General features: G+C 72.5%; 26 protein-coding genes and 1 pseudogene. 10 read left to right on the top strand and 17 right to left on the bottom strand.

Annotation, left to right across the window (positions count from 1 at the left end; all coding sequences use genetic code 11):
• Positions 1–24: 24 nt before the first annotated feature.
• On the top strand, positions 25–1305 hold the full coding sequence (locus tag J2S58_RS15070; RefSeq protein ID WP_205257941.1) for an NAD(P)/FAD-dependent oxidoreductase: 1281 nt from the start codon (positions 25–27) through the stop codon (positions 1303–1305).
• A complete protein-coding gene (locus J2S58_RS15065) occupies positions 1302–2135 on the top strand; it encodes a DUF1365 domain-containing protein (protein WP_205257940.1) in 834 nt (277 codons plus the stop codon). The genes J2S58_RS15070 and J2S58_RS15065 overlap by 4 nt, the downstream gene beginning before the upstream one ends.
• A gap of 168 nt (positions 2136–2303) precedes the next feature.
• On the opposite strand, the gene J2S58_RS15060 is transcribed toward J2S58_RS15065, so the two are convergent.
• Positions 2304–2942 (bottom strand): LysE family translocator, encoded by a 639-nt coding sequence (locus J2S58_RS15060; protein WP_205257939.1) that lies wholly within the window; start codon positions 2940–2942, stop codon positions 2304–2306.
• A gap of 151 nt (positions 2943–3093) precedes the next feature.
• Complete coding sequence (locus J2S58_RS15055; RefSeq protein WP_205257938.1) at positions 3094–3708, bottom strand: TetR/AcrR family transcriptional regulator; 615 nt, start codon at positions 3706–3708, stop codon at positions 3094–3096.
• A 134-nt stretch (positions 3709–3842) separates the two neighbouring features.
• On the opposite strand from J2S58_RS15055, the gene ypfJ reads away from it, so the two are divergent.
• A complete protein-coding gene (ypfJ, locus tag J2S58_RS15050; protein ID WP_205257937.1) occupies positions 3843–4835 on the top strand; it encodes a KPN_02809 family neutral zinc metallopeptidase in 993 nt (330 codons plus the stop codon).
• A 24-nt stretch (positions 4836–4859) separates the two neighbouring features.
• Here the strand turns inward: ypfJ and J2S58_RS15045 are convergent, their stop codons facing one another.
• Positions 4860–5738, bottom strand: a complete 879-nt coding sequence (locus J2S58_RS15045; protein WP_306828768.1) for an EamA family transporter — start codon at positions 5736–5738, stop codon at positions 4860–4862.
• Positions 5739–5849: 111 nt separating this feature from the next.
• Between J2S58_RS15045 and J2S58_RS15040 the strand changes: the two genes are divergently transcribed.
• The 3 genes from J2S58_RS15040 (at position 5850) to J2S58_RS15030 (ending at position 8439) form a co-directional block, all read left to right on the top strand.
• Positions 5850–6848, top strand: a complete 999-nt coding sequence (locus tag J2S58_RS15040) for an NAD(P)H-quinone oxidoreductase (protein WP_205257936.1) — start codon at positions 5850–5852, stop codon at positions 6846–6848.
• 109 nt (positions 6849–6957) lie between these two features.
• Entirely contained in the window at positions 6958–7494 is a 537-nt protein-coding gene (locus tag J2S58_RS15035) for a bacterial proteasome activator family protein (protein ID WP_205257935.1), read from the top strand.
• Positions 7495–7794: 300 nt separating this feature from the next.
• The gene (locus J2S58_RS15030) at positions 7795–8439 is read left to right on the top strand and encodes a DUF1345 domain-containing protein (RefSeq protein WP_205257934.1); all 645 of its coding nucleotides are present in this window, start codon (positions 7795–7797) and stop codon (positions 8437–8439) included.
• A gap of 12 nt (positions 8440–8451) precedes the next feature.
• Here the strand turns inward: J2S58_RS15030 and speB are convergent, their stop codons facing one another.
• Positions 8452–9555: an agmatinase gene (gene speB, locus J2S58_RS15025; RefSeq protein WP_205257933.1), complete on the bottom strand. Its 1104-nt coding sequence runs from the start codon at positions 9553–9555 to the stop codon at positions 8452–8454.
• A 173-nt stretch (positions 9556–9728) separates the two neighbouring features.
• On the opposite strand from speB, the gene J2S58_RS15020 reads away from it, so the two are divergent.
• Positions 9729–10163 carry a VOC family protein gene (locus tag J2S58_RS15020; RefSeq protein WP_205257932.1) on the top strand — a complete coding sequence of 145 codons (435 nt, stop codon included), beginning with the start codon at positions 9729–9731 and terminating at the stop codon, positions 10161–10163.
• A gap of 4 nt (positions 10164–10167) precedes the next feature.
• Positions 10168–10812: a winged helix-turn-helix transcriptional regulator gene (locus J2S58_RS15015; RefSeq protein ID WP_205257931.1), complete on the top strand. Its 645-nt coding sequence runs from the start codon at positions 10168–10170 to the stop codon at positions 10810–10812.
• Between the two features lie 13 nt (positions 10813–10825).
• On the opposite strand, the gene J2S58_RS15010 is transcribed toward J2S58_RS15015, so the two are convergent.
• Positions 10826–12283: an NAD(P)/FAD-dependent oxidoreductase gene (locus J2S58_RS15010; protein WP_205257930.1), complete on the bottom strand. Its 1458-nt coding sequence runs from the start codon at positions 12281–12283 to the stop codon at positions 10826–10828.
• A gap of 115 nt (positions 12284–12398) precedes the next feature.
• Here J2S58_RS15010 and J2S58_RS15005 point away from each other — a divergent pair, with 115 nt between their 5' ends.
• Both J2S58_RS15005 and J2S58_RS15000 read left to right on the top strand, forming a co-directional pair.
• Positions 12399–13034: a TMEM175 family protein gene (locus J2S58_RS15005; RefSeq protein ID WP_205257929.1), complete on the top strand. Its 636-nt coding sequence runs from the start codon at positions 12399–12401 to the stop codon at positions 13032–13034.
• Between the two features lie 173 nt (positions 13035–13207).
• Positions 13208–14530, top strand: coding sequence for an aspartate aminotransferase family protein (locus J2S58_RS15000; RefSeq protein WP_344470541.1), 1323 nt, complete (start codon positions 13208–13210; stop codon positions 14528–14530).
• A 68-nt stretch (positions 14531–14598) separates the two neighbouring features.
• Here the strand turns inward: J2S58_RS15000 and J2S58_RS14995 are convergent, their stop codons facing one another.
• The 12 genes and pseudogenes from J2S58_RS14995 to J2S58_RS14940 all read right to left on the bottom strand — a co-directional run bounded on the left by J2S58_RS14995 (position 14599) and on the right by J2S58_RS14940 (position 24758).
• The gene (locus J2S58_RS14995) at positions 14599–14847 is read right to left on the bottom strand and encodes a hypothetical protein (protein ID WP_205257927.1); all 249 of its coding nucleotides are present in this window, start codon (positions 14845–14847) and stop codon (positions 14599–14601) included.
• Between the two features lie 49 nt (positions 14848–14896).
• On the bottom strand, positions 14897–15733 hold the full coding sequence (locus tag J2S58_RS14990) for an HAD family hydrolase (RefSeq protein WP_205257926.1): 837 nt from the start codon (positions 15731–15733) through the stop codon (positions 14897–14899).
• 55 nt (positions 15734–15788) lie between these two features.
• Positions 15789–16910, bottom strand: coding sequence for a Nickel transporter NicT (gene nicT / locus J2S58_RS14985; RefSeq protein ID WP_205257925.1), 1122 nt, complete (start codon positions 16908–16910; stop codon positions 15789–15791).
• Between the two features lie 58 nt (positions 16911–16968).
• The gene (locus J2S58_RS14980) at positions 16969–17886 is read right to left on the bottom strand and encodes an ABC transporter permease (protein ID WP_205257924.1); all 918 of its coding nucleotides are present in this window, start codon (positions 17884–17886) and stop codon (positions 16969–16971) included.
• A complete protein-coding gene (locus J2S58_RS14975; protein WP_205257923.1) occupies positions 17883–18746 on the bottom strand; it encodes an ABC transporter permease in 864 nt (287 codons plus the stop codon). The genes J2S58_RS14980 and J2S58_RS14975 overlap by 4 nt, the downstream gene beginning before the upstream one ends.
• Positions 18739–19482 (bottom strand): ABC transporter ATP-binding protein, encoded by a 744-nt coding sequence (locus J2S58_RS14970; protein ID WP_344470539.1) that lies wholly within the window; start codon positions 19480–19482, stop codon positions 18739–18741. Before J2S58_RS14970 ends, J2S58_RS14975 begins: the two co-directional genes overlap by 8 nt.
• A gap of 272 nt (positions 19483–19754) precedes the next feature.
• On the bottom strand, positions 19755–20930 hold the full coding sequence (locus J2S58_RS14965; protein ID WP_205257921.1) for an ABC transporter substrate-binding protein: 1176 nt from the start codon (positions 20928–20930) through the stop codon (positions 19755–19757).
• Between the two features lie 298 nt (positions 20931–21228).
• Complete coding sequence (locus J2S58_RS14960) at positions 21229–21870, bottom strand: urease accessory protein UreD (protein ID WP_240189297.1); 642 nt, start codon at positions 21868–21870, stop codon at positions 21229–21231.
• A gap of 254 nt (positions 21871–22124) precedes the next feature.
• A pseudogene (gene ureG, locus J2S58_RS14955) lies at positions 22125–22922 on the bottom strand (urease accessory protein UreG); the annotation flags it as partial.
• A gap of 10 nt (positions 22923–22932) precedes the next feature.
• Entirely contained in the window at positions 22933–23679 is a 747-nt protein-coding gene (locus J2S58_RS14950) for an urease accessory protein UreF (protein ID WP_306828755.1), read from the bottom strand.
• 31 nt (positions 23680–23710) lie between these two features.
• Complete coding sequence (locus tag J2S58_RS14945; RefSeq protein ID WP_205257919.1) at positions 23711–23914, bottom strand: zinc-ribbon domain-containing protein; 204 nt, start codon at positions 23912–23914, stop codon at positions 23711–23713.
• 61 nt (positions 23915–23975) lie between these two features.
• On the bottom strand, positions 23976–24758 hold the full coding sequence (locus tag J2S58_RS14940) for an isocitrate lyase/PEP mutase family protein (RefSeq protein WP_205257918.1): 783 nt from the start codon (positions 24756–24758) through the stop codon (positions 23976–23978).
• Positions 24759–24796 lie beyond the last annotated feature (38 nt).

The raw sequence follows: 24796 nt of genomic DNA, 5'->3' as shown, positions 1-24796 counted from the left end.
CCGGGGACGGACAGGAGCATCCGCATGGCATCCACCGGAACCACCCGCCCGACCGTCGCGGTCATCGGCAGTGGTGTGGCCGGGTTGACCGCCGCCCACCTGCTGGAACGCGACTACGACGTGCACCTGTTCGAGGCCGACGACCGGCTGGGCGGACACGCGCACACCCACGACGTCACCACCTCCGACGGCGGCGTCGCCCGCCTGGACACCGGCTTCCTGGTCCACAACGAACGCACCTATCCCCACCTGATCCGGCTGTTCGCCGAGCTCGGCGTCGCCACCCAGGACTCCGAGATGTCGATGAGCGTCCGCTGCGACGGCTGCGGACTGGAGTACGCCGGCGCTCGGGGCGTCCGGGGCCTGTTCGCCCAACCGAGCGCCCTGCTGCGGCCCCGTTATCTCTCCCTGCTCGGCCAGGTCAAGCGGTTCCATCGCGAGGCCCGTGCCGAGCTGGCCCGACCGGACACCGGCGAGCTGACGACCCTCGGTGAGTTCATCGATCGCGGCGGGTACTCCGAGTACTTCGCCCACCACTTCCTGCTGCCGGTGGTGTCCTGCGTCTGGTCGTGCGGTTTCGACGGCGCCCGCGCCTACCCCGCGCGCTACCTGTTCGCCTTCCTCGAGCACCACGGCATGCTCGCCGTCACCGGCTCCCCCCAGTGGCGCACCGTCGTCGGCGGATCGCGCACCTACGTCGACGCGGTCGCCGCCCGACTGACCGCGGTGCGGACGTCCACCCCGGTCCGCGCGGTCCTCCGGCACGCCGACGGCGTCAGCGTGTGGGACGACGCCGACCGGGTGCACGAGGTCGACCGCATCGTGGTGGCCACCCACCCCGACCAGGCCCTGGCCCTGCTCGGTGACGCCACCGCCGAGGAGAAGCAGGTGCTGGGCGCATTCGAGTACACGACCTCGGACACGGTGCTGCACACCGACTCCCGGCTGCTCCCCCTCGCCTCGGGCGCCCGGGCGTCGTGGAACTACCAGATGGATTCCTGCGCCTCCGACGACCGCGCGGTCAAGGTCACCTATCACCTGAACCGGTTGCAGCGGGTGGACGATCGTCGCGACTACCTCGTCACCCTGAACGACCCCGGCACCATCGACCCGGCCACCGTCATCGACCGGATGACCTACGCCCACCCCACCTACACCCGGGAGTCGGTGGCCGCCCAGCAGCTGGTGCCGTCGATCAACACCGAACGGACGGCGTTCGCCGGGGCGTGGCAGGGCTGGGGGTTCCACGAGGACGGATGCGCGTCGGGGGTGCGGGCGGCCGCCGCCCACGGGGTGACCTGGTGAGCCTGCTCGTTTCCCGGGCCGGTGGGGCGGCGCTGCCGGAGGCGGAGCCGGCAGCACTGCCCGTGCGCGAGCCGGTGGGCGGGCCACGATCACGGGTGGGTCGGACGGCGATGATCTACCGGGCCCGCACGGTGCACCAGCGGTTCGCCGAGGCGCCGGGCGCCACCCGGCGACGGTTCGCATACGCCACGACCAGCTGGCTCATCGATGTGGACGCTCCGCCGGTGCCACCACGCCCGCTGGCCCCGTTCGCCCGGTTCCTGGCCGCGGACCACCTCGGCACCGGGCCGACCCTGGCCGGCAACGCCCGCGCCCTGCTCGCCGAGCACGGGATGGCTGCGGACACCATCCTGCTGCTCACCGGCCCGCGCATCCTCGGGCACGTGTTCAACCCGCTGTCCGTCTTCTACTGCCTGCGCGGCGGGGAGACCGTGGCCGTGCTCGCCGAGGTGCACAACACCTACGGCGGGCGGCACGTGTACGTGCTGCGTCCGGACGCGACCGGCCGGGACGAGGTCGACAAACAGTTCTACGTCTCGCCCTTCCTGCCCTCCGGCGGGCGCTACCGCATGCGGGTACCGGTGCCCGGTGACCGGCTCAGCGTGGCCGTCACCCTCGAGCAGGACGGCCGACCCCTGTTCGTCGCCACCCTCACCGGCGCCGGCTCCCCCGCCACGGCGGGCCGCCAGCTCGCCACTGCGCTGCTCCGCCCGCTGTCCACCCTGCGGACCAGCGCACTCATCCGCTGGCAGGGCATCCGCATCTGGCTCCGCCGCATCCCCGTGCAGCCCCGCCCCGCCGACGCCACGGCGGACGAGCGGGGCCGCTGAGGGGTGAGCTCCGGGGGGAAGCCGGGCCCGCGTTGCTCCGAGCACCAGGCGTTGCTCAGCGGAGGGAGCGGTGCTCACGGCCGGCCGCGAGCAGCGCGCCCCGGAACGAGCAGGGACGTCCGGGAGACGCGGATGCGATGGAGCGGGTGAGCCGCAATAACCGCGCCGTCAGTGGTTGCTACCGGTGGCCACCAGGACCCCGCCGAGGCCGACCATCATGACGCCGCCGCCCGCGGTCATCTGCGACAGACGGCGCGGGTCACGCCCGAACCACCCGCGGGCCGTCCCTGCGATCAGTGCCCACACGCTGTCGCAGCACAGGGCGATCGCGGCGAACAGGCAGCCGAGGACCGCAAGCTGCACGGGCACCGAACCGGCGTCGCGGCTGACGAACTGGGGCAGGACCGCGACGAAGAACACGAGCGTCTTGGGGTTGGTCGCGCCCACGACGATGCCCTGCCAGAGCTGTCGACCACTGCTGGGCACCCGCGCCGCACCCGACGGCAACCCCGTCCGGCCGTGACGGTGGCGGATGGCCTGGACACCGAGATACACCAGGTAGAGCGCCCCGACGATCTTCACCGCGATGAACAGCGCGACGGACTCGGCGATCAGTCGACCGAGCCCCACAGCCGTCAACACCGTCGCCGGCAACGTCCCGATGGCGTTCCCGAGCACCGACAACAACCCACCGCGCCGCCCGTACGCCAGCGAGCGGCCGATGGTGAACAACACGCTGGGGCCAGGGATGACGATGAGGACGACGGCGGCGAACGCGAACGCCACCGCATTGGGCAGAGGCACCATCGCTGACTCCCACGCTCGCAGGCCGCGGCACGGACCGCGCGCACACCTGGCGGAGACGCTAGCTCATGGGCCGACCCGACAGGTCACGACGACGGCGGCCCCGTGGCGGAGTCTGCGCGGCCGCCGCCTCACCCCGTCGGGGACAGGCATCTCAGCGCACGGACGGTGCGGTGAGGGTGTGGAGGTCGAGCAGGGAGAACGCCTGGTCCAGCTGATCGGACAGGGCGTCGACACCGCCGGCCCGGCCGGCCATCACCCAGCGCCGCACGCAGAGATGGACGGCCAGCAGGGCGAACTCGGCCAGTAGGAGCAGGCGCAGGTCGTCGGCGGGACGCTCCAGCCGCTCCGCCACCCCCGCGCTGATCATCCCGACGAGGACCTCGTCGCTGGCCCGGGCGGCCGCCTGGAGCTCGGGTTCGGTCTCAATCAGCACGATGTAGTCGTCGCCGCCCTCGGCCAGCCGGATGGCCAGCGCCCCGAGCACCCGGCGCAGCAGGTCCGCGAGGTCCGTGTCGGCGGGGGCGGCCCGGACCAGATCGAGGAGGTCGTCGGCCCAGCCCTCGCCGTGGGCGGCCAGGCATTCGGCCTTGCCCGCGAAGTAGTTGGAGAACGTCCGTCGGGAGACACCCACCCGCTCGGTGACGTCCAGGACGGTGAACTGGGCGTACCCGAGGGTGAGGGCCAGATCGGCGGCCGCCGCGGTCAGGGCACGGCGGGTCGCATCCTTCTTGCGCGCCCGCAGCCCAGCACGGTCCGTGACCTTCACGGACGCACAGTAACAGCCGGGGCACAACGGGCACCCTCGTGCGATCCGGCAGGACGAGGCACGACGACGATGCCGGTCGACATGCCTAGAGTGGTTCGTCCGCGCGGCCCGCGCACCGGCGAACGAGGGAATCCATGAAGTTCAACGAACGCGCACGACTGGACACCTCCCAGGTGCAGGACCGCCGCGGCAACGGTGGTGGTGGTGGTGGTGGTGGCTTCGGCGGCGGCGGTGTCCGTCTCCCCCGCGGCAAGGGCGGTCTGGCCGCCGGCGGCGGCGGCATCGGTCTGATCGTCATCGTGGTGATCGTGCTGTTCAACGTGTTCGGCGGGTCCGGGGGCGGCAGCACCACGGACACCTCGGGCGGTGGTCTCGGCGGGCTGCTCAGCAACGGGCTCGGCGCCGTCGGTCAGGGCCAGACGGCGGACAACGCCACCCTCGACCAGGAGTGCCGCACGGGCGCCGACGCGAACACCAACGACGCCTGCGCGGCGGTGGCCGTCATCAACTCCGTGCAGGCCTACTGGGCCGACGCCCTGGCCGCCTCGGGCACCACCTACCGCGAGGCCGACACCGTCTTCTACCGCGGCCAGACGCAGACCGGCTGTGGCACCGGGTCGTCGGGGATGGGGCCGTTCTACTGCCCGGCCGACACCACGGTCTACGTCGACCTGACGTTCTGGGACGACCTGCGCACCCAGTTCGGCGCCAACGACGCGGCATTCACCCAGGCCTACGTCCTGGCGCACGAGTACGGGCACCACGTGCAGAACCTGCTCGGCACCTCCGACCAGGTCGGCCAGGCCACCGGACCCGACTCGGGCTCGGTGCGACTGGAACTGCAGGCCGACTGCTACGCCGGCACCTGGGCCGACCACGCCACCACCGTGCCGGGTGCGGACGGCGAGGTGCTCATCACCGAGATCACCGACGCCGACATCGCCGCCGGGGTGGAGACCGCCGGCAAGATCGGCGACGACTCGATCATGGGCCGCAACGGCGGCCAGGTCGACACGTCCCGGTTCAGCCACGGCAGCGCCGAGCAGCGGCAGAAGTGGCTGACCACCGGCCTGCAGAGCGGGGACCCGGCCGCCTGCAACACCTTCGACACCGCCGACCTGGGCTGAGCCGACTCCCGGGGACGGCTCGGGTCAGGGCAGGGCGGGGTCCGGCCGGGAGCCGCGCCCGGAGAGCACGATCGCCCCGCAGATGGCCGCGATGCCGACCACCTCGGCGGCGGACGGGATCTGCTGCAGCGCGAATGCTCCGGTGATGGCGGCGGTCACCGGGAGCAGGGCCAGCAGGATGGCGAAACGCGCCGCGGCCGTCCGCCGCAGCACGAGCTGTTCGAGCACGTAGGGCACGACCGAGGACAGCAGGGCGATGCCCAGCAACACCAGCAGCCGCCGCGGATCGGCCCGTACGCCGTCCCAGCCGAACACCACCAGGGGCGACCAGACGATCGCGCCGGCCGTCATGCCCACCGCGAGCGAGTCGACCCCGTTGCGGACACCGGCGATGCGTCGACCCAGCACGATGTAGCCGGCCCAGGTGATCGCGGAGACGGCGATCGCGGCCAGCCCGATGAGGGTGCCCGTCCCCGAGCCGGTCTCCAGGCTGACCCCGGCGAGCAGCACCACCCCGGACGCGGCCAGCACGATCCCCAACCGCTCCCGCCAGTGCCGCCCGGTCATGGCCGCGACGCCCACCGGGCCGAGGAACTCCAGTGCGACCGCCGTGCCCAGCGGCAGGTGCGACAACGCCAGGTAGAATGAGACGTTCATGGTGGCCAGCACGATGCCGAAGACCGCGGAACCGGCCAGCTCCCGCCGCGACCAGCCCAACCGCCACGGACGGCGCCAGGCCAGCAGTACCAACGCCGACACGGCCAGCCGCCACCAGGCCACGGAGACGGCCGGGATGACGGCGAACAGCCCGATGGCCAGCGCCGCCCCGTAGTACTGGGTGAACCCGGAGACCAGGAAGAGCACCGGCGCGGGGATCGCCCCCGTAGGACGAGATCGAGGCACTCGGGCACCCTACGGCGGTGCGGACGCCGACCCGTCCACCGCCGCCCCGGCCGACCTGGCCACCACCGGCGTCGCCGGGAGCCGTCGGTCGGCCGGGCTAGCCTGGGGCCCATGAAGGCCGTGGTGGTGACCGCCCCGTCGCAGGACGGGCAGAACCCGACGTTGTCCTGGCAGGACGTGCCGGACCCGGCGATCGGGCCGGGCGAGGTGCTGCTGGAGGTGACCGCGTCGGCGGTCAACCGGGCCGATCTGATGCAGGCGCAGGGGCAGTACCCACCGCCGCCGGGCGCCTCGGACATCCTCGGGCTGGAGTGTTCGGGCCGCATCGTCGAGATCGGCACGGACGTCACCGGCTGGGAGATCGGCCAGGACGTCTGCGCACTGCTGGCCGGCGGCGGGTACGCCCAGCGGGTCGCGGTCCCGGCCGCCCAGCTGCTGCCGCTGCCCACCGGCGTCGACCTTCTGCACTCGGCCGCACTGCCCGAGGTGGCCTGCACGGTCTGGTCGAACCTGGTCATGCTGGGCGGCCTGCGCGACGGCCAGACCCTGCTCGTGCACGGCGGCTCGTCGGGCATCGGCACGATGGCGATCCAGGTCGGACGGGCCCTCGGCGCCGTCGTCGCGGTCACCGCCTCCCGCGCCACCTCACTGGAGGCCTGCCGGGAGCTGGGCGCCGAGATCGGGATCAACTACCGCGACGAGGACTTCGTCGAGGCGTTGCGCGCCGCCACCCAGGGCCGCGGCGCGGACCTGATCCTCGACGTCGTCGGGGCGAAGTACCTGTCCCGCAACGTGTCCGCGCTGGCCGACGGCGGCACCATCGTGGTCATCGGCATGCAGGGCGGCCGCACCGCCGAACTCGACCTCGGGGCCCTGCTGGCCAAGCGCGGCCGGATCGCCGCCACCGCCCTGCGGTCCCGCCCGGTCACCGGGACGGGGTCCAAGGGCGACATCGTCGACGCCGTCACCCGCCATCTGTGGCCGCTGATCGCGGACGGCAGCGTGCGGCCCGTCGTGGACTCGGTGTTCGACGCCGCCGACGCCCAGGCCGCGCACCAGCGGGTCGCCGAGGGCGGACACGTCGGCAAGGTCCTGCTGCGCATGCCGTGACGGCGCCCGCTGCCACACCGCCGACGGACGATCCGTCCGACACCCTGACGTCGAACGCCCCACCCGACACCCGACCCAGCACCGACACCGGAACACCGAGGAGACAGCAGTGAGCGAACCGACCAGCCAACGGGTCGTCGTGGTGGGCCAGGACGGCCAGCCCGTGGGAGTGGCCGAGATCCCCGCCCACGGCCAGCCCGACGGCACCCCGGACGGCGGGCCGGGCGCCCTCATCGGTGAGCCGGCCAAGGTCATGCGGATCGGCACCATGATCAAGCAACTGCTGGAGGAGGTGCGGTCGGCGCCCCTGGACGAGGCCAGCCGCGCCCGGCTCAAGCACATCCACCAGCAGTCGGTGCAGGAGCTGGAGGACGGACTGGCCCCCGAGCTCCGCGAGGAGCTGGAACGGCTGTCGCTGCCCTTCTCGGAGGATTCGACCCCGTCGGACAGCGAACTGCGCATCGCGCAGGCGCAACTGGTCGGCTGGCTGGAGGGCGTCTTCCACGGCCTGCAGACAGCGTTGTTCGCCCAGCAGATGGCCGCCCGGGCCCAGCTCGAGCAGATGCGCCGCGGCCTCCCGCCCGGCGGTGGCTCCGGCGACCAGGGCGGCAGCGCTCTCGGCGGCGGGACCGGCCAGTATCTCTGACCACTCGCCGCCGGTGACCCGGCGCCGAGCTGACCGGGGCGGTACGTCACGCGGTGTCACACTGACCCGGTGACCAGCCCGGACGACCGCGCGATCCCGAGCAGCAGCGCCGTCGGGCCGGGAGGGCCGGCAGCGCAACCGTCATGCACGGAGACAGCCATCCTGGAGACAGCCGCCCCGGAGGCGGGGCCGGGCACAGGCGTCCAGGCCCCTCCGCCGACCGAGGCGGACCGGGTGCCAGGGACCGTCACGGCACCCACGCCGGGCACGGCAAGCACCGTCAGCCGGCGAGTCGCCAGGGTGGCCGGCGAGGGCTTCACCCGGCTCGCCGAGCTGACCCTCATCGGCATCGGCCTGTTCGGCCTGTTCACCGAGTGGGACATCGAGGACGTCGAACTGCTCCTGCTGTTCGACCTGGTGGCGATGGTCTACCTGACGGTGGGCCTGGTCGTCGTCCGGCGCCAGCGCCGACCCACGCCCCTCGACCGCGCCGTGCTGCGCCAGCGGCTCCGCTTCGACCTGCTGTTCTCCGTCACCGCCGCGCTGATCGGGCTCTACTCGGCGCTGACCGTGGCCGCGTCCGACCCGGACCCGGAGAACGCCGAGGTGATCACGGCGGTCGGGGTGTTGACCGTGGTGCTGTCCTGGATGCTGCTGCACGCCGGCCACGCCCGGCACTACCGGAACGTGTACGCCCGGCTGGGCGGGGGGCTGGAGTGGCCGGTGGCCACCCCGAACCCGGCCCGTCCGCCGAGCACGCGCCCCACCCCCCGGCAGCTGGACTTCGTGTACTTCGCCTACGCCATCGGCACGTCGTTCGGCGCCACCGACGTGCTGGTCACCGAACGGGGCATGCGCTGGTCTGTCCTGCTGCACTCGTGCCTGGCGTTCTTCTTCAACGCCACCGTGCTGGCCTTCCTGATCAGCCGGCTGTCGTCGCTGTAGCGCCCGGGACCGTCACAGCGCCCGGGTCTCCTGGTGGTCGCCGTCCGGATCCAGCACCGCCGACGAGACCGTCCCGGCGGCCACCGCGGCGGCGACCTCCTGGATGCGGCCCTGCAGCATGGGGGTCGCCTCGTCCCAGACGGTTCCGGCCGCCGCGTCGGCCCGGCGTCGGGCGATACCGGCGAGCGTCTCCAGCACGACCCGGTTGCCGAGGATCGCGGTGACGTCCGAGACGTCGTACGGCGGGGCGACCTCGACGATCTCCAACCCGACCAGGTTGCTCTCCCGCCCGATCCGGCGCACCGCGTCCAGCAGTTCGCGCCCGGTGAACCCACCCGGCTCGGGCGTGCCGGTTCCCGGGGCCATTCCCGGGTCGACCACGTCGATGTCGACGGACAGGAACACCCCGTCGGTGTCCTGCCCGGCCGAGGCGATCGCCTCGCCGAGGACCTCGTCCAGGCCGCGGCGGCGGATCTCGGCCATCTCGTAGCCGCGCATGCCCTGCTCCTCCATCCAGGCGAGCTCGGGCGGTTCGGGCCAGTAGCCGCGCAGGCCGATCTGCAGGAAACGATCCCCTCGCACGGCGCCGCTCTCGATCACCCGCCGCATCGGCAGGCCGTGGCCGACCAGCGAACCGAACTGGATGTCCCCGGTGTCGGCGTGCGCGTCGAAGTGGATGACCGCGATCCGCCCGTACCCGAAATGCTCGGCCAGGCCGGTGATGTCGGCCATGGCGATGGTGTGGTCACCCCCCAGCACGACCGGGATCTTGCCGGCCGCGGCGAGCACCTGGACCGCGTCCTGCAGCGCACGCAACGAGCGGGGCGTCTCGGTCGGGGCCATCTCGACGTCACCGGCGTCCACCACGCCGAGGTCGAGCAACGGGTCCACCCGCAGGGCCAGGTGCGGCCGTGATCCGGTGTGCTCGGAGTAGTCGCAGGTGCGCAGGGCCAGCGGGCCCATCCGCGCCCCGGACCGGTAGGAGGTGCCGGAGTCGTAGGGGGCCCCGAGGATCACCGCTGCCGCGTCCGCGTAGGAGGTCGGATCCCCCAGGTCGCATCGGGGAACTCCGGTGAAGGTGACATCGGGACCGAACATCACGCCGTAGCGCGCCATGCTGTTCCTCTCGCGGGCCGCTCGATCGACCAGCCGCCGCCGACCCAGCTTGCCAGCGCGGCCCAACGGAACCCAATCGGCGCCGGCGAGGCCGGACCCGACTCTTGACGCGGCACTTGTTTATTGCAAGTGTCAGCGCATCCCACTCCGGGCCGACCTAGAAGGAGACCGCGATGATCTCGATGTTCGTCAACCTGCCGGTGACCGATCTGGAGCGCGCGAAGGCGTTCTACACGGCGCTCGGGTTCAGCATCAATCCGCTGTTCACCGACCACAACTCGGCCTGTGTCGTCGTGGAGAAGGACCACAGCTACTTCATGATCTCGGTGCGGGAGTTCTTCCAGTCCATGTCGGTGCTGCCCATCGGCGACCCCGCGGTGAGTCCCTCGTCCTCCACGGCGATCTTCCTGGACAGCCGGGAAGCGGTCGACGAGGCGGTGTCGGCCGGGCTCGCCGCGGGCGGTGCGGAGCCGGCCCCGGCCCAGGACTTCGGCTTCATGTACCAGCGGGGGCTCACCGACCCCGACGGCAACGTCGTCGACTTCGGGTGGATGGACCCGGTCGCCGCCGACCAGGGGCCGGCGGCCTTCGCCGAGCAGCAGGCCTGACTGCGTGGCCGCTCGCGAGTACGGGCAGTACTGCGGGATCACCCGGGCCCTGGAGCTGATCGGCGAGCGCTGGGCCCTGCTGCTCGTCCGTGACCTGCTCGTCGGCCCACGCCGGTATTCCGAGCTCGCCGCAGGGCTCCCCCGCATCCCGACCAACATCCTGGCCGCGCGGCTCAAGGAGTTGCAGGACGCCGGCATCCTGCGTCGCGCACCGCGTTCCCGCGTCATCGTCTACGAGCTGACCCCCTACGGCCGCGAGCTCGAGCCCGTGGTGCTGGCGCTGGGCGCGTGGGGGTTCAAGGCGATGGGCGACCCGCGGGACGAGCAGATCATCACGCCCGACTCGATGACGATGGCCCTGCGGACGGCATTCCGCCCCCTGGTGGCGGCGGACCTGCCGGCCACCGTCTACGCGACCCGGCTCGGCCCCGCCGAGCTGCTCGTCCGGGTGGACGGGGCCGCTCTGGCGGTGACCCGCGGGGACGGACCGGCCGATCTGACGTTCGCCGCAGGTCCGGGCATCCGCCGACTGATCTCCGGCGAGCTCGCCCCGGACCGCGCGATCGCCACCGGGGTGGTCGAGGTGCTGCACGGACGGGGGGAACTGCTCGACCGGTTCGCGAGCACCTTCCACCTGGCCGCCGCGTGACCGGTCCGGTGGCTCAGGAATCGAAGCCGAGCCCGAACCGGTCCAGCGTGCGCAGCCACAGATTGCGCTGACCCTCGTTCGCGTCCGCCCGGGCCACCGACCACTTGGTCAGGTTGATCACCCCGGACCGCAGCGGCTCGGGCGGGAAGGGCACCGGCTTCTCCCGGATGGTTCGCATGCTCGTCAGCTCGGTGCGCGCACCCGACAGCAGGTCGAGCATCACCTGCGCCCCGAACCGCGACGAGCCCACCCCCAGTCCGGTGTAGCCGACCGCGTAGGCGACCCGGCCGCCGAAGGCCGAGCCGAAGAACGGGAAGAAGCGGGAGCAGGTGTCGATGACCCCGCCCCAGGTGTGGCTGAATCGCAACCCCTCGAGCTGCGGGAAGGTCTGGAAGAAGTGCTCGGCCAGGGTCTGGAAGGTGGCCGGGCGCTGGTCCAGGGACGGGTCGATGCGGCTGCCGTAGTGGTAGACGACGTCGTAGCCGCCCCACAGGATCGTGTTCTCCTCGGTGAGCCGGTAGTAGTGGAACTGGTTGCCGGCGTCGGACAGCCCCTGCCGGTCCTTCCAGCCGATGGACTCCAGCTGGGCCGCGGTGAGCGGCTCGGTGACCATCGCGTAGTCGTAGACCGGGACGACGTAGGGCCGGATGCGCTTGAGCAACGGCGGAAAGGCATTGGTGGCCAACGCGACCCGGTCGGCCAGGATGCTGCCGTGGGCGGTCGTCAACAGCATGCCCGGACCCTGCGGGGTCAACGTGTCGACGTGACTGTCCTCGAAGATCCGCACCCCGAGCGACGCGCACGCGTCGGCCAGCCCCCAGACCAGCCGGGCCGGGTCGACCAGCACGGTGTTGTCCTTGCTCCACAGTCCGGCCCGGTACGTCGGGGAGGACACCTGGGCGCGGGTGGCGTCCCGGTCCAGCAGGACGGCGTCGTCGCCGAAATCGAGCATCCGCTCGTAGTCGACGCGGAGGTCCTCGACCTGGTAGGGCTCGGTGGCGATCTTCATCTCGCCGTTGCGCTCGAGCTTGCAGTCGATCGCGAAGTCCTCGATGGTCCGGACGATCCCGGCCAGGTTGTCCCGGCCCAACCGCTCCAGCCGGGGCATGTCGGCCGGGTACCACTCCATCCCGTTGGCCTGGCCGTGGGTGAGCGAGGCGGTGCAGAAACCCCCGTTGCGGCCGGACGCCGCCCAACCCAGCCGTTCCCCCTCGAGCACCACCACGTCGCGCGACGGGTCGGCCTGCTTGGCGAGCAGCGCCGTCCACAGGCCCGAGTACCCACCCCCGACGACGACCAGATCGGCCCGGGCCGTCCCGGCGAGCGGGGGGCGGGGATCGGGGGCGTCGACGTCGTCGAGCCACCAGCAGAGCGGTTGGGCGTCACGGAGCGAGGCGGCGGCCGGGGCACTCGGTCTTCGACCCGGTGGGGCGGAGACCGACGCGCCGGCGGGAAAGGGCCGGGGAGTCATGACCCATGGTGACCGCTGGCCGGGTGGGACGGCAAGGTCCCGGCCGGGGGGCGTCGTGGGTCACCCGGGCGTGTCGGGGCGCCGGCACCCCCGACGCTCCCCGACACTGCCGGGCATGCGACTTCGACCGGTCCTGCGCGAGAACGACGAGGGCGGCGACACCGACCGGATCGGTGCCCTGTCCGACGGCGTGGTGGCCATCGCCCTCACGGTGCTCGCGCTGACCCTCACCGTGCCCACGGTGGGCGGCTCACCCCAGCAGTTGTGGGCCGCACTGGTGCTGAACGGTCGGGAGTACGTCACGTTCCTGTTCTCGTTCTGGCTCATCGCGCAGCTGTGGATGGTGCACCGTCGGGTGCTGCCGCACTTCTCCGCCATCCCCGCCGCGGTGGCCTGGTGGAACTTCCTCTACCTGGGCGCCATCGTGGTGCTGCCGTCCACGGCCAACCTGCTGACCGACAACAGCGACAACCCGGTGGCCGTCACGCTCTTCGCGGCGAACCTGGTGCTGTCCTCGCTCGGCCTGCAGATGATGTCGGTGGCGGCCCGCCGGGCCGGGGTGCTCACCGGGTTCGACGACGAGTCCTGGGCCCGCAACCGCGTCCGGGCCCTGACCATCCTCGCCGTCCCCCTGCTGGTGATCGCGGTGTCCTGGTTCGACGCGTCCACCGCGGAGTGGTTGTTCGCCCTGATGTTCTTCCAGGAGGTCCCGGCCGCCCTGATCTCCCGGGCCCGGTCGCGGCGGTCCTGACCGCCCCCGGCCCACCGACCCGGGGGCGTGCCATGCTGGCCGCATCCTGATCCAGCGCACTCCAGGGGGCCGCGATGAGCACGCCGACGACCGATCTGCACGACCTGTCCAGCCTGGTCGGGGAGCCGGCCGGGGCCGCCGAGATCGGCAGCCGGGCCGCCGAGCACCTGTGGATGCATTTCACCCGGATGGGCACCTACGAGCACGCTCCGGTCCCCACCATCGAGCGGGGCGACGGCGCGTACATCTGGGACTCGAACGGCAAGCGGTACCTCGACGCGCTCTCCGGACTCTTCGTCGTGCAGGCCGGTTACGGCCGCGAGGAGCTCGTGCAGGCGGCGACCACGCAGATGCGGAAGCTGCCGTTCTTCCCCATCTGGTCCTACGCCACCCCGCCCGCCGTCGAGCTGGCCGAACGGCTCGCGGCCGCCGCTCCCGGCGACCTGAACAGGGTGTTCTTCACCTCGGGCGGCGCCGAGGCGGTGGAGACGGCCTGGAAGTTGGCCAAGCAGTACTTCCGGCTGACCGGGAAGCCCGGCAAGTACAAGGTCATCACCCGCACGGTCGCCTACCACGGCACCACCCAGGGAGCGCTGGCCCTCACCGCCGTCCCCGGCTTCAAGCAGGCGTTCGAGCCCCTCGTGCCCGGGGCCGTGCACGTGCCGAACACGAACTTCTACCGAGCCCCCGAGCATCTCGCCGACGACGAGAAGGCGTTCGGCCGGTGGGCCGCCGGCCGGATCGAGGAGGCGATCCTCATGGAGGGCCCGGATTCGGTGGCCGCGGTGTTCGTCGAACCCGTGCAGAACGCGGGCGGCAGCATCCCGCCGCCGCCCGGGTACTTCGAGACGCTGCGCGAGATCTGCGACCGGCACGACGTGCTGCTCGTGTCCGACGAGGTGATCTGCGCCTACGGCCGGCTGGGCACGCTGTTCGGGGCGGACAAGTACGGCTACCTCCCCGACATCATCACCAGCGCGAAGGGTCTGACCTCCGGCTACTCGCCGCTGGGCGCGGCCATCGTCTCCGACCGCATCTTCGAGCCGTTCCGCACCGGCACCACGGTCTTCCCGCACGGTTACACCTTCGGCGGGCACCCGGTGTCCTGCGCGGTCGGTCTGGCCAACCTGGACCTCTTCGAGCGGGACGACCTGCTGGGCAACGTGTCCCGCAACGAGAACGTGCTGCGCGCCACCCTGGACGGGCTGCGGGACATCCCCATCGTCGGCGACGTGCGCGGGGACGGCTACTTCTTCTCGATCGAACTGGTCAAGGACCAGGGCACCCGGGAATCGTTCAGCAAGGCCGAGAACGAGCGGGTGCTCAAGGGCATGGTCGCCAAGGGCCTCTACGAGCACGGGCTCTACTGCCGCGCCGACGACCGCGGCGACCCGGTGGTGCAGTTCGCCCCGCCGCTCATCTGCGGTCCGGCCGAGTTCGACGAGATGGCCGGCATCCTGCGGACCGTGCTCACCGACGCGTGGAACCGGCTGTGACGTCCGTCTGACCCCACCCGAGCGTCCGCGCCCCGGCCGACGGCTCGGAGCGCGGACGGCGGCGACGGTCAGAGCGCGGTCAGCGGACCCGGAGCCGTCGGGTCGGGCTCGGGCCCGGTCGGGTCCGGGAAGGTGCCCGGGGCCGGCTCCAGCGGGTGCGGCTCGGCGGGCGGCAGCGGCACGGGCGGCCCGACCGGGTCCGGAGCCGGACCGGGCTGGGCCGGACCCGGCGTCACCGGATCGGTGCCCGGCGTCGGCAGGCCGGGGGTGGGCAGCGGGCCGGGGACGTCCGGATTCGGACTCTGCGGGATCGTCATGTCGGCCAGTGTGCCCCGCCGTCGCCGGCCGCGCCCGGCTGCGCCGCGCTCAGAACCAGCGTTCGAGCACCTGCGCGACGCCGTCCTCGTGGTGCTCCGGCGCGACCTCGTCGGCCACGGCGTGCACGTCCGGATGCGCGTTGCCCATGGCCACCCCGTGGGCGGCCCAGGCCAGCATCTCCAGGTCGTTGGGCATGTCCCCGAACACGATCGTCTCGGCCGCGCTGATCCCCCACTGCCCGGCCAGCCGGGACAGGGTGGCGCCCTTGTTGACACCGGCCGCGGCCACCTCGATCAGTCCGTCGTCGGAGGAGTAGGTGACGTGCACGTCGTCCCCGGCAACCTCGCGGGCGGCGACGGCGAGGGCCCGGGAGTCGTGCCCCAACCGGATCAGCAGCTTGGCCGCCGGTTCGGAGAGCAGGTCGTCGCGGTCGGTGAGCTGGAACTCCGCATCACCCCACGGGTGGTCGTAGCTGCGCTCGGCCCAGCACGATCCTGCATCCACCCCGAGGCGCTCGACGGCCAGCGCGGTGCGGCCCGTTCGCGCGTCCAGGGCGCGGACGAAGTCGGTCATCACCGTGGTGGTCAACGGGGAGGTGCCGACGATGTCGCGGCGGCCGACGTCGAAGACCACGGCCCCGTTCAGGCAGACGGCGGTGCCGGTGAAGCCGGTGTCCAGCACGGGCTGCAGCCACCAGATCGGGCGGCCGGTGGCGACGACGACCCGCACCCCGGCCTCCTCCGCCCGGCGCAGGGCGTCGGCGTTGCGGCGGGACACCCGGCCGTCGGCGTCCAGGAGGGTGCCGTCGAGATCGGTGGCGATCATCCGGGGCGGGGCGGTCAGGCCGCCCGGTGACGGGGTCGGACGTGCGGGGGCGGTGCTCACCGCCCCATTGTCCGCCATGGGTCCGACCGGCCGGTGCCGGCCGTGCCTCCGCGGGTCAGCCGGCCGCCCCGGCACCCCCGCCCGTCCACCGCTCCTCGACCCGGCCGAACCGCCAGTAGGCGGCCGACGCGCCCCACACGACGAGGAACGCGGCGACGACGAGATAGCCCACCAGATCCAGCCCGAGCCCGGCGATCCAGGTGGTGAGCGGGTCGGTCAGGCCGGCCCGGTCGTGGACCACCGAGACGAGTTCGATGAGGCCGATGATCAGGGCCACGGCCACCGACAACCCGGTGGTGGTGAGGTTGACGTAGATCCGCCGCACGGGCCGGATGACCGACCAGCGGTAGGCGGCCTGCATGACGGCGCCGTCCAGGGTGTCGAACAGGCTCATCCCGGAGGCGAAGAGCAGCGGCAGGACGAGCACGGCGTACCAGGGCAGCCCGGTCGCCGCGCCGGTGCCGGCCAGCACGAGCAGGGAGATCTCGGTGGCGGTGTCGAAGCCGAGCCCGAAGAGGAACCCCAGCGGGTACATCTGGCCCGGTCGGCGGATGCGCCGCAGCGCCGGTCGCAGCAGCCGGGTCAGCAGGCCCCGGGACTCCAGCGCCTCCTCGAGTCGGGCCTCGTCGAGCTCCCCGCCGCGGGCCTTCCGCCACACCCGCAGGATGCCGAGGAAGGCGACCAGGTTGATCAGGCCGATGAGGACGAGGAACAGCCCGGAGACCGACACCCCGATGACGCCCAGGGTCTCGTGGGCGGTGGACCCCTCGTCGACCAGGGTGCTGACCACCGAGGCGCCGGCGGCCACCAGCACGGCCATCACGAAGACCACGCTGGAGTGACCCAGGGAGAAGAACAGCCCGACGCTGACCGACGGCCGACCCCGGGCGACCAGGGTGCGGGTGGTGTTGTCGATGGCGGCCAGGTGGTCGGCATCGAAGGCGTGCCGGACACCGAGCACGTAGGCGGTGAGCGCCAGGCCGATCCCGAAGACCGAGTCACCGACGGTGAACCCGCCGGGGAGGACGGCCACGAACAGCACGCCGAAGGCCAGCACGTGCAGGGCCGCGACGATCGCGAGGGCCCCGGCGGTGCGCCGCCGCCACTCCCGCCCGCCGGTGATCGCCGGGGGCAGCACGGGTTCCGCCGACGCGGCGGCGGGTGATGCGGCGTTCATGGTGTCGCGGTCTCCAGGTCCGGGTCGTGGGGCACCACCGCGCGCGCTGACCCCGGGGTCAGCGCTTGCCGGCGTCCGGTCCCCAGGCCGCGAGCACGGCCGTCTCGATGACAGCGGCCACCGCGTACAGCACGATCGACGAGACGACGGCGAGGACGACGACCGTCCACACCCCGCCGTAGTTGCCCTGGCCCTTGTACGTGGACAGCACGCCGCCCAGCCCGTCGAACCCGGACAGCCACTCGGCGAGCATCGCGCCCACGATGGCGCCGGGGACCGAGATCCGCACCGAGGCCAGGAACTGCGGCAGCGCGGAGGGAACCCGCACCTTGAGCAGCGCGGTGAGGGGCGATCCACCGTTGACCCGGATGACGTCCAGCGACTGGGGCGAGGCGGACCGCAGCCCCAGGGTGATGTTCACCAACGCCGGGAAGAGCACGACGATGGCCGCGATGGCCGCGATGCCGAGCTTGCCCTGACCGAAGATGAGCAGCAGCACCGGCGCCATGGCCACCAGCGGGACGGACCGCAGCAGCATCGCGATGGGCATGAACGCGACCTCGAACGGCTTGAGCAGCACGAAGCCGGCCGCGATGACCAGGGCGATGACCAGTCCGGTGACGAAGCCGATCGCCGCGTCGAGCAGCGTGGTGCCCAGGGCGTCGAAGGCCCCGGACCGCGCCATCTCGGCCGTCATCGAGGCGGGGCGGATGCCCGCGGCGGGCTTGGCGCTGAACAGGTACGCCCACACGTCGCCGGGCCCCTTGCCAACGAACTTGCTGACGTCGAACAGCTTGAGCAGGCCGATCCACAGCAGGCAGAGGGCACCGAGGGACACCACGATGGTGACCACGGCGACGCCCGCGCGCTTGGCGGCGGCGCCGACCACCGACGGCGTCCGGGTCGACTCCGCCGCCGGGGTCGACGCCGGGGTCGGGGCGCTGCCAGTGGTGACGGGGGACGCGGTGGTGGTCATGAGCCGCTCCGGGAGGTCGAGCCGCCGGACCACGGCGTGACGAAGCGGCCGACGAGGCCGACGGCGGCGTAGCCGGCTCCGGCGATCAGGCCGCTGGCGATGGCCAGGTACCACAGACGGGGCGCGTCGGACTGGGTCTGCGCCGCGATCAGCGCTCGGCCCAGGCTCGAGTCCCCACCGCTGCCGAGGTACTCGGCGAGCACGGCGCCGAGGAAGGCGGCCGGGGCGGAGATCTTCAACGCGGCGAACAGGTTCGGCAGGGCCGAGACGATCTGCACCTTGCGCAGCTGCGCCCATCGCGAGCCGCCGTAGGCCCGGACCAGATCCATGCTGGCGCGCGGAGCGGCCCGGAACCCGAGCAGGCAGCCGACCACGGTGGTGAAGAAGACACTGAGCGCGGCCAGCACGATGGAGGCGCCCTGCGGCGCGTCCCGGCCGGCCACGATGACCAGGATGGGACCGATCGCCACCAGCGGGATGCAGTACGTGGTGATGGCGATCTGGGTGACCACGCCCTCCAGCACCGGGATCAGCAGCACCGCGGTGGCCAGCACGACGGCGGCCAGGTTGCCCCACAGGGCGCCCCAGAGCGCGGCCCCGATGGTGCCCTTCGCGTTGTTCCAGAGGGTCTGCCACTCGTCGCCGTTCAGGAACAGCGCGAGGACCGAGGTCGGGCTGGGCACCGAGCCGCTGGCCTGCCACAGGGTGGCCGAGGCCAGCCACCAGACACCGACGATGACGACCACGCCGACGAGGCCACCGGCCCAGGCGGGCACGGTGAACCCCCGACCCGGCGCGGGCGCCGGTCCGGACGGCGGGGTGGTGACCGGTGCGGGCGCGAGGGTGCGCGCCTCACTCATCGCCGGCCGCCCCACCGGACGCGCCGCGACCGAACAGGATCTCCGACAGCTGGTCGACGTAGGCGTGGAACTCGGGGGTGCGCATGAGGTCGGGGGTGCGGGGCCGGGGCAGGTCGATGGTGACGACCTCGGCGACGCGGCCGGGCCGGGGGCTCATCACGGCGACCACGTCGGACAGGAAGACGGCCTCGCTGATCCCGTGGGTGACCATCAGGGTGGTCGCGGGCTTCTCGGTCCAGATGCGGAGCAGCTCGACGTTCAGCCGCTGGCGGGTCATGTCGTCCAGGGCGCCGAACGGCTCGTCCAGCAGCATGACGGTGGGCTTGACGACCAGGCAGCGCGCGATGGCGACCCGCTGACGCATGCCGCCGGACAGCTGCGCCGGCTTGGCGCCCTCGAACCCGGTCAGCCCGACCAGCTTGATCAGGTCCTCAATCAGGCCGGGCTCGGGGCGGATGCCGGCGACCTCCAGCGGCAGCCGGATGTTGCTGGTGACCGACCGCCACGGCAGCAGGGCGGCTTCCTGGAAGGCGATGCCCAGCTCGTGGTTGCGCTGGATCTCCGTCGTGGACTGCCCGTTGATCAGGGCCGCCCCCGAGGTCGGCGTCTCCAGGCCGGCCAGGATGCGCAGGATGGTGGACTTCCCGCAGCCGGACGGCCCGAGCAGGGACAGGAACGAGTCCCGGCGGGTGCCCAGGTGCGTGTCGGTCAGCGCCGTCACGGACTTGCGGCCCATCGTGAAGACCTTGCTCAGGCCCTGGATGTTGATCCCGGTGGCGGCCCAGGGCTGGGCGTCCGGGTCGGTGGTGCTCAACGCCGTGGTGTCGTTCGCGCCGGCCGGAGCGGTGCCGGCGCCGTGGGCACCGTCGGTGAACCGTGTTGCCTGCGGGGCGATCTCGGTCTCCGGCATCGTCCGGGCCTCTTCCCTGTCGAGTCTTCTGGGGTCGTGCGGTGGTCCGCGCCGGGCCGTCCCCGCCGCGACCAGGATCGGCCGCGGCGGGGTGGGGGTCAACCGGTGATCAGGTCGGGGTTCTCGGTGTAGACCTCGTCGAGCAGGCTGAGGTCGAACAGGGTGGCGGCGTCGATGGTGACGCCGACGAGGGCGAGCGCCTCGATGATCTGGGCCTGCAGGGCCTCGGTCAGCGTGAACAGACCGTTGGCCGCGGTGTCGGCGCTGGCGACCAGTTCGTTCTGCGCGGTGGCCTGCTCGGTCTGCCCCTCGACGTTCAGACCCAGGTCGGCGCCGTAGGTCTCGACGACCAGCTTGGCCGAGCCGGCCGGATCGGCCACGGCGTCGGTCCAGCCGCGGATCTCGGCCTTCAGGAACGCCTTCAGCTTCTCGCGGTCGCTGTCGATGGTGTCCTGCAGGACGGTGAACGTCTCCGCGGTCAGCGGCAGGCCGTTGTCGGCGAACGCGAGCACGACGGGGGTGAAGCCCTGGGCCTTGACGATGAACGGCTCGTTGACCGTGTAGGCCATGAACCCGTCCACGGTCTTCTCCGTCAGCGGGCTGGGCTCGTACTGCACGACGGTCTGGGTGAGCTCGGACGGGTCGATCCCGTTGGCCTTCAGGAAGCCCTCGAAGATCGTCTGGTTGGTGCCGGCCTGGATGCCCAGGGTCTTGCCCTTGAGGTCCTCCGGCGTCCGGATCGGCTTGCCCTCCTCCAGCGAGAGGATGCAGAAGGGGTTCTTCTGGAAGGTGCTGCCGATGATCTTCAGGGGCGCGCCCTGCTCGACGATGAAGCGGGCGGTCGCGTCCGGGGCGGACAGGCCGACGTCGACCGTGCCCGCCAGGACCAGGGCGTCCGCGCTGTCCACCGGGCCGGTGACCAGGTCGACCTTCGAGAAGCCGGCCTCGGTGTAGTAGCCCTTCGAATCGGCGAAGAACTCGCCCGCGAACTCGATGTTCTTGATCCAGGACAGCTGCACGGCGATGTCGCCGTAGGTGCCGGGCGCGACGGCCCCGGCGGCCGAGCTCGCGGCGGTCGCGCCGGAGGACGCGGCGCTGCTCGCTGCGGAGGAGGCGGCCGACGAGGCACTGCTGGTGGCCGTGGTGCCGCCCGACGAGCAGGCGGCCAGGGCCCCGACACCGGCGGCGCTCAGGCCGGCCAGCCGCAGGAACGAGCGGCGACTGGACAGGTGGGCGGCCAGACGCGCCGGGGACTGCGGGTCACGAGGGGACATGCGGGCGACTCCTGGGGCTTCGGGCGTCCCTGCCCCGGGCGGGGACGGACGGGTGGGACTCGGCGGAACGAACTCTTCGGTCGATCTGGGCGGGACGATCTCTTCGGACGATCTGGGCGGGACGATCAGGACGGGCCGCGCGCGTGGGCGACCCACCCCGTGTTCCGACTGTCCGAATCTAGGAACGGCATGCGCCGGTGGCGTGAAGCCCACGTAACAGCCACGTTGCACGGCGCCGTCGGAGACCTCACCACATCCCAGTCGTCACTGTGCGCAGTCGGACGGACGGGCAGGGCGATCAGCTGAGTGCCGCGGCGCGCACACCGGGCCAGACGCCCAGGAGCGGCGAGCCGGCCGTCTCCGACCGGACACTGCGCAGCAGAGTGCCCGGCCCGGCCAGCTCGAAGCGGGAACCGGGGTCGGCCGGAGCGTCGGCGGGGACCTCGGCCAGCCGTCGTCCCAGGACGGCGATGGTGTCGAGCACGCGGGCCGCGCCGAGCACGCCGGTCAGGCCGCGGTCGACGGGGTCGGCCAGGTCGAGGTCCTCGGCCAGCAGCGGATGGCCTGCGAGGTCGGCCCGGGTCACCGATCGCACCGCCCCGCCCCGCTCCCCCGTCCGCCCGAGCACCAGCACGTCGCGCACGGTGGCCGTGGCGCCCTGCGCCAGGGAGATGTCCAGGGTGCGCACCGTGTTCGCCCCGTCGGCGACGACGAACGGCTCCCCGGACCAGACCAGGGTCCCGCCCGCCTCGACCGACGCCCGCACCGTCCAGGACGACGCCTCCCCGGCCGCGTCGTAGGCCACCGTGCCGGCGATCTCCACCACCTCGAGCCAGGCTCCCGGGCCCACCGTCAGCGCGACATCCACGTGGTCACCGCCGAGCAGCAGTGCCCCGGTGGCGACCAGCGCGACCGAGGCACCGGTGTCGGTGACGCGCATCGGTCGGGGGCTGAGCTGCCCACCGCGCAGGTGCACCCGGGCACGTCCGGGCGCCGCCCGGACGCCGACCTCGATCACGCCTGAGCGGGACCGTGCGCGTGCCGGGTGCGGTCGCGCAGGGCGAACGCCGGGCCCGTCGCCGGGGGCTCGTCGCCCGCGACCGGGTGGGTGGTGCCGTCGGCGTGGGTGTGGGGCTCGTGCGTATGGGGCTCGTCGTGACTGTGCGCGTGCCCGCCTTCTTCGTCGGCGTGACTGTGCACATGTCCCCCGCCTTCTTCGTCGGCGTGACTGTGCACATGCCCCCCGCCTTCTTCGTCGGCGTGACTGTGCACATGTCCCCCGCCTTCTTCGTCGGCGTGGAAGTGCGGGGCCATCGGGCCCGGGTCGACGGGGACGTGGGAGCCGCCGCGGAACTCGGCGAGCAGGCCGCGCAGCCAGGCGGTGAGCTGGTCGACGGAGTCGCGGTCCAGGCGGGACAGACCCAGCACGGGGCGCCCGTCGCGGGCGGCGCTGGCGTCGGCGACCATCTGCGGCACGTCGACCCCGACGTACGGGCCGAGGTCGGTCTTGTTGACCACCAACAGGTCTGCCCGGCCGATGCCCGGCCCACCCTTGCGCGCCACGTCGCCGCCGCCGGCCACGTCGAGCACGAAGATCTGCGCGTCGACCAGGGCCGGGGAGAACGTGGCGGTCAGGTTGTCGCCACCGGACTCGACGAGAACGACGTCCAGCGGGTCGAAGTCGGCCTCGAGGTCCTCGACGGCGAGCAGGTTCATGGTGACGTCGTCGCGGATCGCGGTGTGCGGGCACGCGCCGGTCTCCACCGCGCGGATGCGCTCGGGGTCCAGCACGCCGGCGGACTTGAGGAACCGCGCGTCCTCGTCGGTGTAGATGTCGTTGGTGATGACGCCGAGGTTGAGCTCGCCGTTCATCTCGCGGCAGATCAACGCGATCAGCGAGGACTTGCCGGTGCCCACCGGGCCGGCCACACCGAGCCGGAAGGACCGGGTGGCGACGGGGGCCTCGTGGACGTGGTCGTGGATGTCGGTCATCTCAGGCCTCTCAGGCACGGAACAGCCGCTGGGTCGACAGGGCATGGACTTCGGCCCACTGCTCGAGCAGGGGCGCACCGCGTGCGGGGATCTCCGCCACCTCGCGGAGATCGGACAGGGCGCTCACCATACGCTCGATCTCCGGGGCGGCCCGGACCACCCACAGCGTCGCGAGCACGGGGTCGGTGGGCTCCAGTTTCAGTGCGGCGGCACTCACCGTCTGCACGTCCTCGTAGCCCATCAGCCGCACGAGCTGCGCCGCGGACAGGCCGGCGGCGGCCGCGGCCGCACCGAGTACGACCGCCCGGCCCGGTCGGGTCAGGGCGGCCACCGCACAGATCCCCGCGTCGGTCGGCCACACCCGCCGGACCAGCCGCAGGTAGCCACGGCCCAACATGGCGGAGACCTCGCGCAGCGCCGGTGACACGGTGCGTGCCCGCCAGGCCGCGTCCACGGCGGCCAGACGCTCCGTGAGATCGGTGGGATCGGGGTCGTCCAGGGCGACGCGACGGGCGACCACGGCGGCGCCGGCCTCGACCGCGGTGACCGTGCGCAGACGTGCGGTGAGGTACCCGGGCAACTCGGCCATGGACATCCCCGCCCGCAGAGCGGGTTCCAGCCCGGCGGACTGGGTGTGGGCGCCGGTCGGCAGACGCGCGTCGGCCAGCAGCATCATCATCAGCTCGGCCGCGCCGCCCGTCTCGGCGGGCGCGGACGTTCGGGCCGGAAGGGTCGACGGCTCGGTCGGGGCGGGCACCCCTGCACCCTAGGGCGCGCAGCGGCGCGGCTCAGACCTGGACGGCGTTGCCGCAGATGCCGCAGACCTCGACGGTCTGCTTGGCCCAGCGGGCGAGCGGGATGAAGAACACGGTGAACTGCTTGGACTGCTGGATTCGTGACCACTGGGTGGTGTTGTTGCAGCGCCCACAGGTGCGCACCTGCCCCGCACCCAGATCGCGCTGCTTGCTGCCGAATCCGAAGAGGAAGAACATCCCTCCACCGTACGGAGCGGATGCGGCCGGCCCCGTCACGACGGACGGGGCCGGCCGACGATCAGTTCAGCGCCCGGGTGCTCGCCGGCAGCACGCCGCCGCCGACGATGTCCGCGGCGGCGTCCTGCAGCGCGGTGAGCGCGACGCGCTGGGTGAACGGGCCGGTGGAGACCCGGGCGACGCCCAACTCCTGCAGCTCGCGGGCGGGCAGCGCCGCGCCGGGCGGGCTGATCAGGGTGAGCTTGCGGGGCCCGAGAGCATCGGCCACCACCCGGATCTCGTCACGGTCGACGAGGCGGGGCACGAAGACGACGGGCGCGCCGGCGGCCAGGAAGGCCTGCCCACGGCGGATGACCTCATCCAGCAGGGCGGTGCGGTCGGCGTCCTCGTCGGCCAGCACCAGGGCATCGGTCCGCGCGTTGAGCACGAAGTCGATACCGGCGTCCCGGCCGGCCTTCAGCACGGCCTCGACGGCGGCCACGGCCTCGTCGAGCGGCTTCATCCGGTCCTCAAGATTGCCGCCGACGACGCCGAGCTCGATGGCCTTGGCGGCGGTGGCGCCGGCATCGCCGTAACCGGATTCGAGATCCATCGACACGGGGACGTCGACGGCACGCACGATCCGGCCGACCATGTCGAGGTGCAGCTCGAGGGGGATGTTCTCGCCGTCCTCGTAGCCGAAGGTGGCGGCGATGGAGTGGCTGGCCGTGGCCAGTGCCGTGACCCCGGGGACGGCGGTCACGGTGGTCGCGGAGATGACGTCCCACACGTTCGCCAGGACGAGGATCTCGGGGGCGGTGTGCAGGTCGAGGAGGGTGCGGGCGTTGCGCTGGAGATCGGTCACCGGGCCCAGGGTAGGTGACGCCCCCGGGGCCCGGTGGC

The sequence above is a fragment of the Nakamurella flavida genome (assembly GCF_030811475.1).
Lineage (GTDB): Bacteria > Actinomycetota > Actinomycetes > Mycobacteriales > Nakamurellaceae > Nakamurella > Nakamurella flavida.
This window is presented reverse-complemented; position numbering and strand designations above follow the sequence as displayed.

What these genes read in the sequence shown, in the direction of transcription:
- J2S58_RS15060 (WP_205257939.1), bottom strand. Translation starts at nt 2,942, where the DNA reads ATGGTGCCTCTGCCCAATGCGGTGGCGTTCGCGTTCGCCGCCGTCGTC.
- J2S58_RS15005 (WP_205257929.1), top strand. Translation starts at nt 12,399, where the DNA reads ATGCGACTTCGACCGGTCCTGCGCGAGAACGACGAGGGCGGCGACACC.
- J2S58_RS14995 (WP_205257927.1), bottom strand. Translation starts at nt 14,847, where the DNA reads ATGACGATCCCGCAGAGTCCGAATCCGGACGTCCCCGGCCCGCTGCCC.
- J2S58_RS14960 (WP_240189297.1), bottom strand. Translation starts at nt 21,870, where the DNA reads ATGCGCGTCACCGACACCGGTGCCTCGGTCGCGCTGGTCGCCACCGGG.
- J2S58_RS14965 (WP_205257921.1), bottom strand. Translation starts at nt 20,930, where the DNA reads ATGTCCCCTCGTGACCCGCAGTCCCCGGCGCGTCTGGCCGCCCACCTG.
- J2S58_RS15040 (WP_205257936.1), top strand. Translation starts at nt 5,850, where the DNA reads ATGAAGGCCGTGGTGGTGACCGCCCCGTCGCAGGACGGGCAGAACCCG.
- ypfJ (WP_205257937.1), top strand. Translation starts at nt 3,843, where the DNA reads ATGAAGTTCAACGAACGCGCACGACTGGACACCTCCCAGGTGCAGGAC.
- J2S58_RS14970 (WP_344470539.1), bottom strand. Translation starts at nt 19,482, where the DNA reads ATGGGCCGCAAGTCCGTGACGGCGCTGACCGACACGCACCTGGGCACC.
- speB (WP_205257933.1), bottom strand. Translation starts at nt 9,555, where the DNA reads ATGGCGCGCTACGGCGTGATGTTCGGTCCCGATGTCACCTTCACCGGA.
- nicT (WP_205257925.1), bottom strand. Translation starts at nt 16,910, where the DNA reads ATGAACGCCGCATCACCCGCCGCCGCGTCGGCGGAACCCGTGCTGCCC.
- J2S58_RS15020 (WP_205257932.1), top strand. Translation starts at nt 9,729, where the DNA reads ATGATCTCGATGTTCGTCAACCTGCCGGTGACCGATCTGGAGCGCGCG.
- J2S58_RS14980 (WP_205257924.1), bottom strand. Translation starts at nt 17,886, where the DNA reads ATGACCACCACCGCGTCCCCCGTCACCACTGGCAGCGCCCCGACCCCG.
- J2S58_RS15000 (WP_344470541.1), top strand. Translation starts at nt 13,208, where the DNA reads ATGCATTTCACCCGGATGGGCACCTACGAGCACGCTCCGGTCCCCACC.
- J2S58_RS15010 (WP_205257930.1), bottom strand. Translation starts at nt 12,283, where the DNA reads ATGACTCCCCGGCCCTTTCCCGCCGGCGCGTCGGTCTCCGCCCCACCG.
- J2S58_RS14975 (WP_205257923.1), bottom strand. Translation starts at nt 18,746, where the DNA reads ATGAGTGAGGCGCGCACCCTCGCGCCCGCACCGGTCACCACCCCGCCG.
- J2S58_RS14945 (WP_205257919.1), bottom strand. Translation starts at nt 23,914, where the DNA reads ATGTTCTTCCTCTTCGGATTCGGCAGCAAGCAGCGCGATCTGGGTGCG.
- J2S58_RS15070 (WP_205257941.1), top strand. Translation starts at nt 25, where the DNA reads ATGGCATCCACCGGAACCACCCGCCCGACCGTCGCGGTCATCGGCAGT.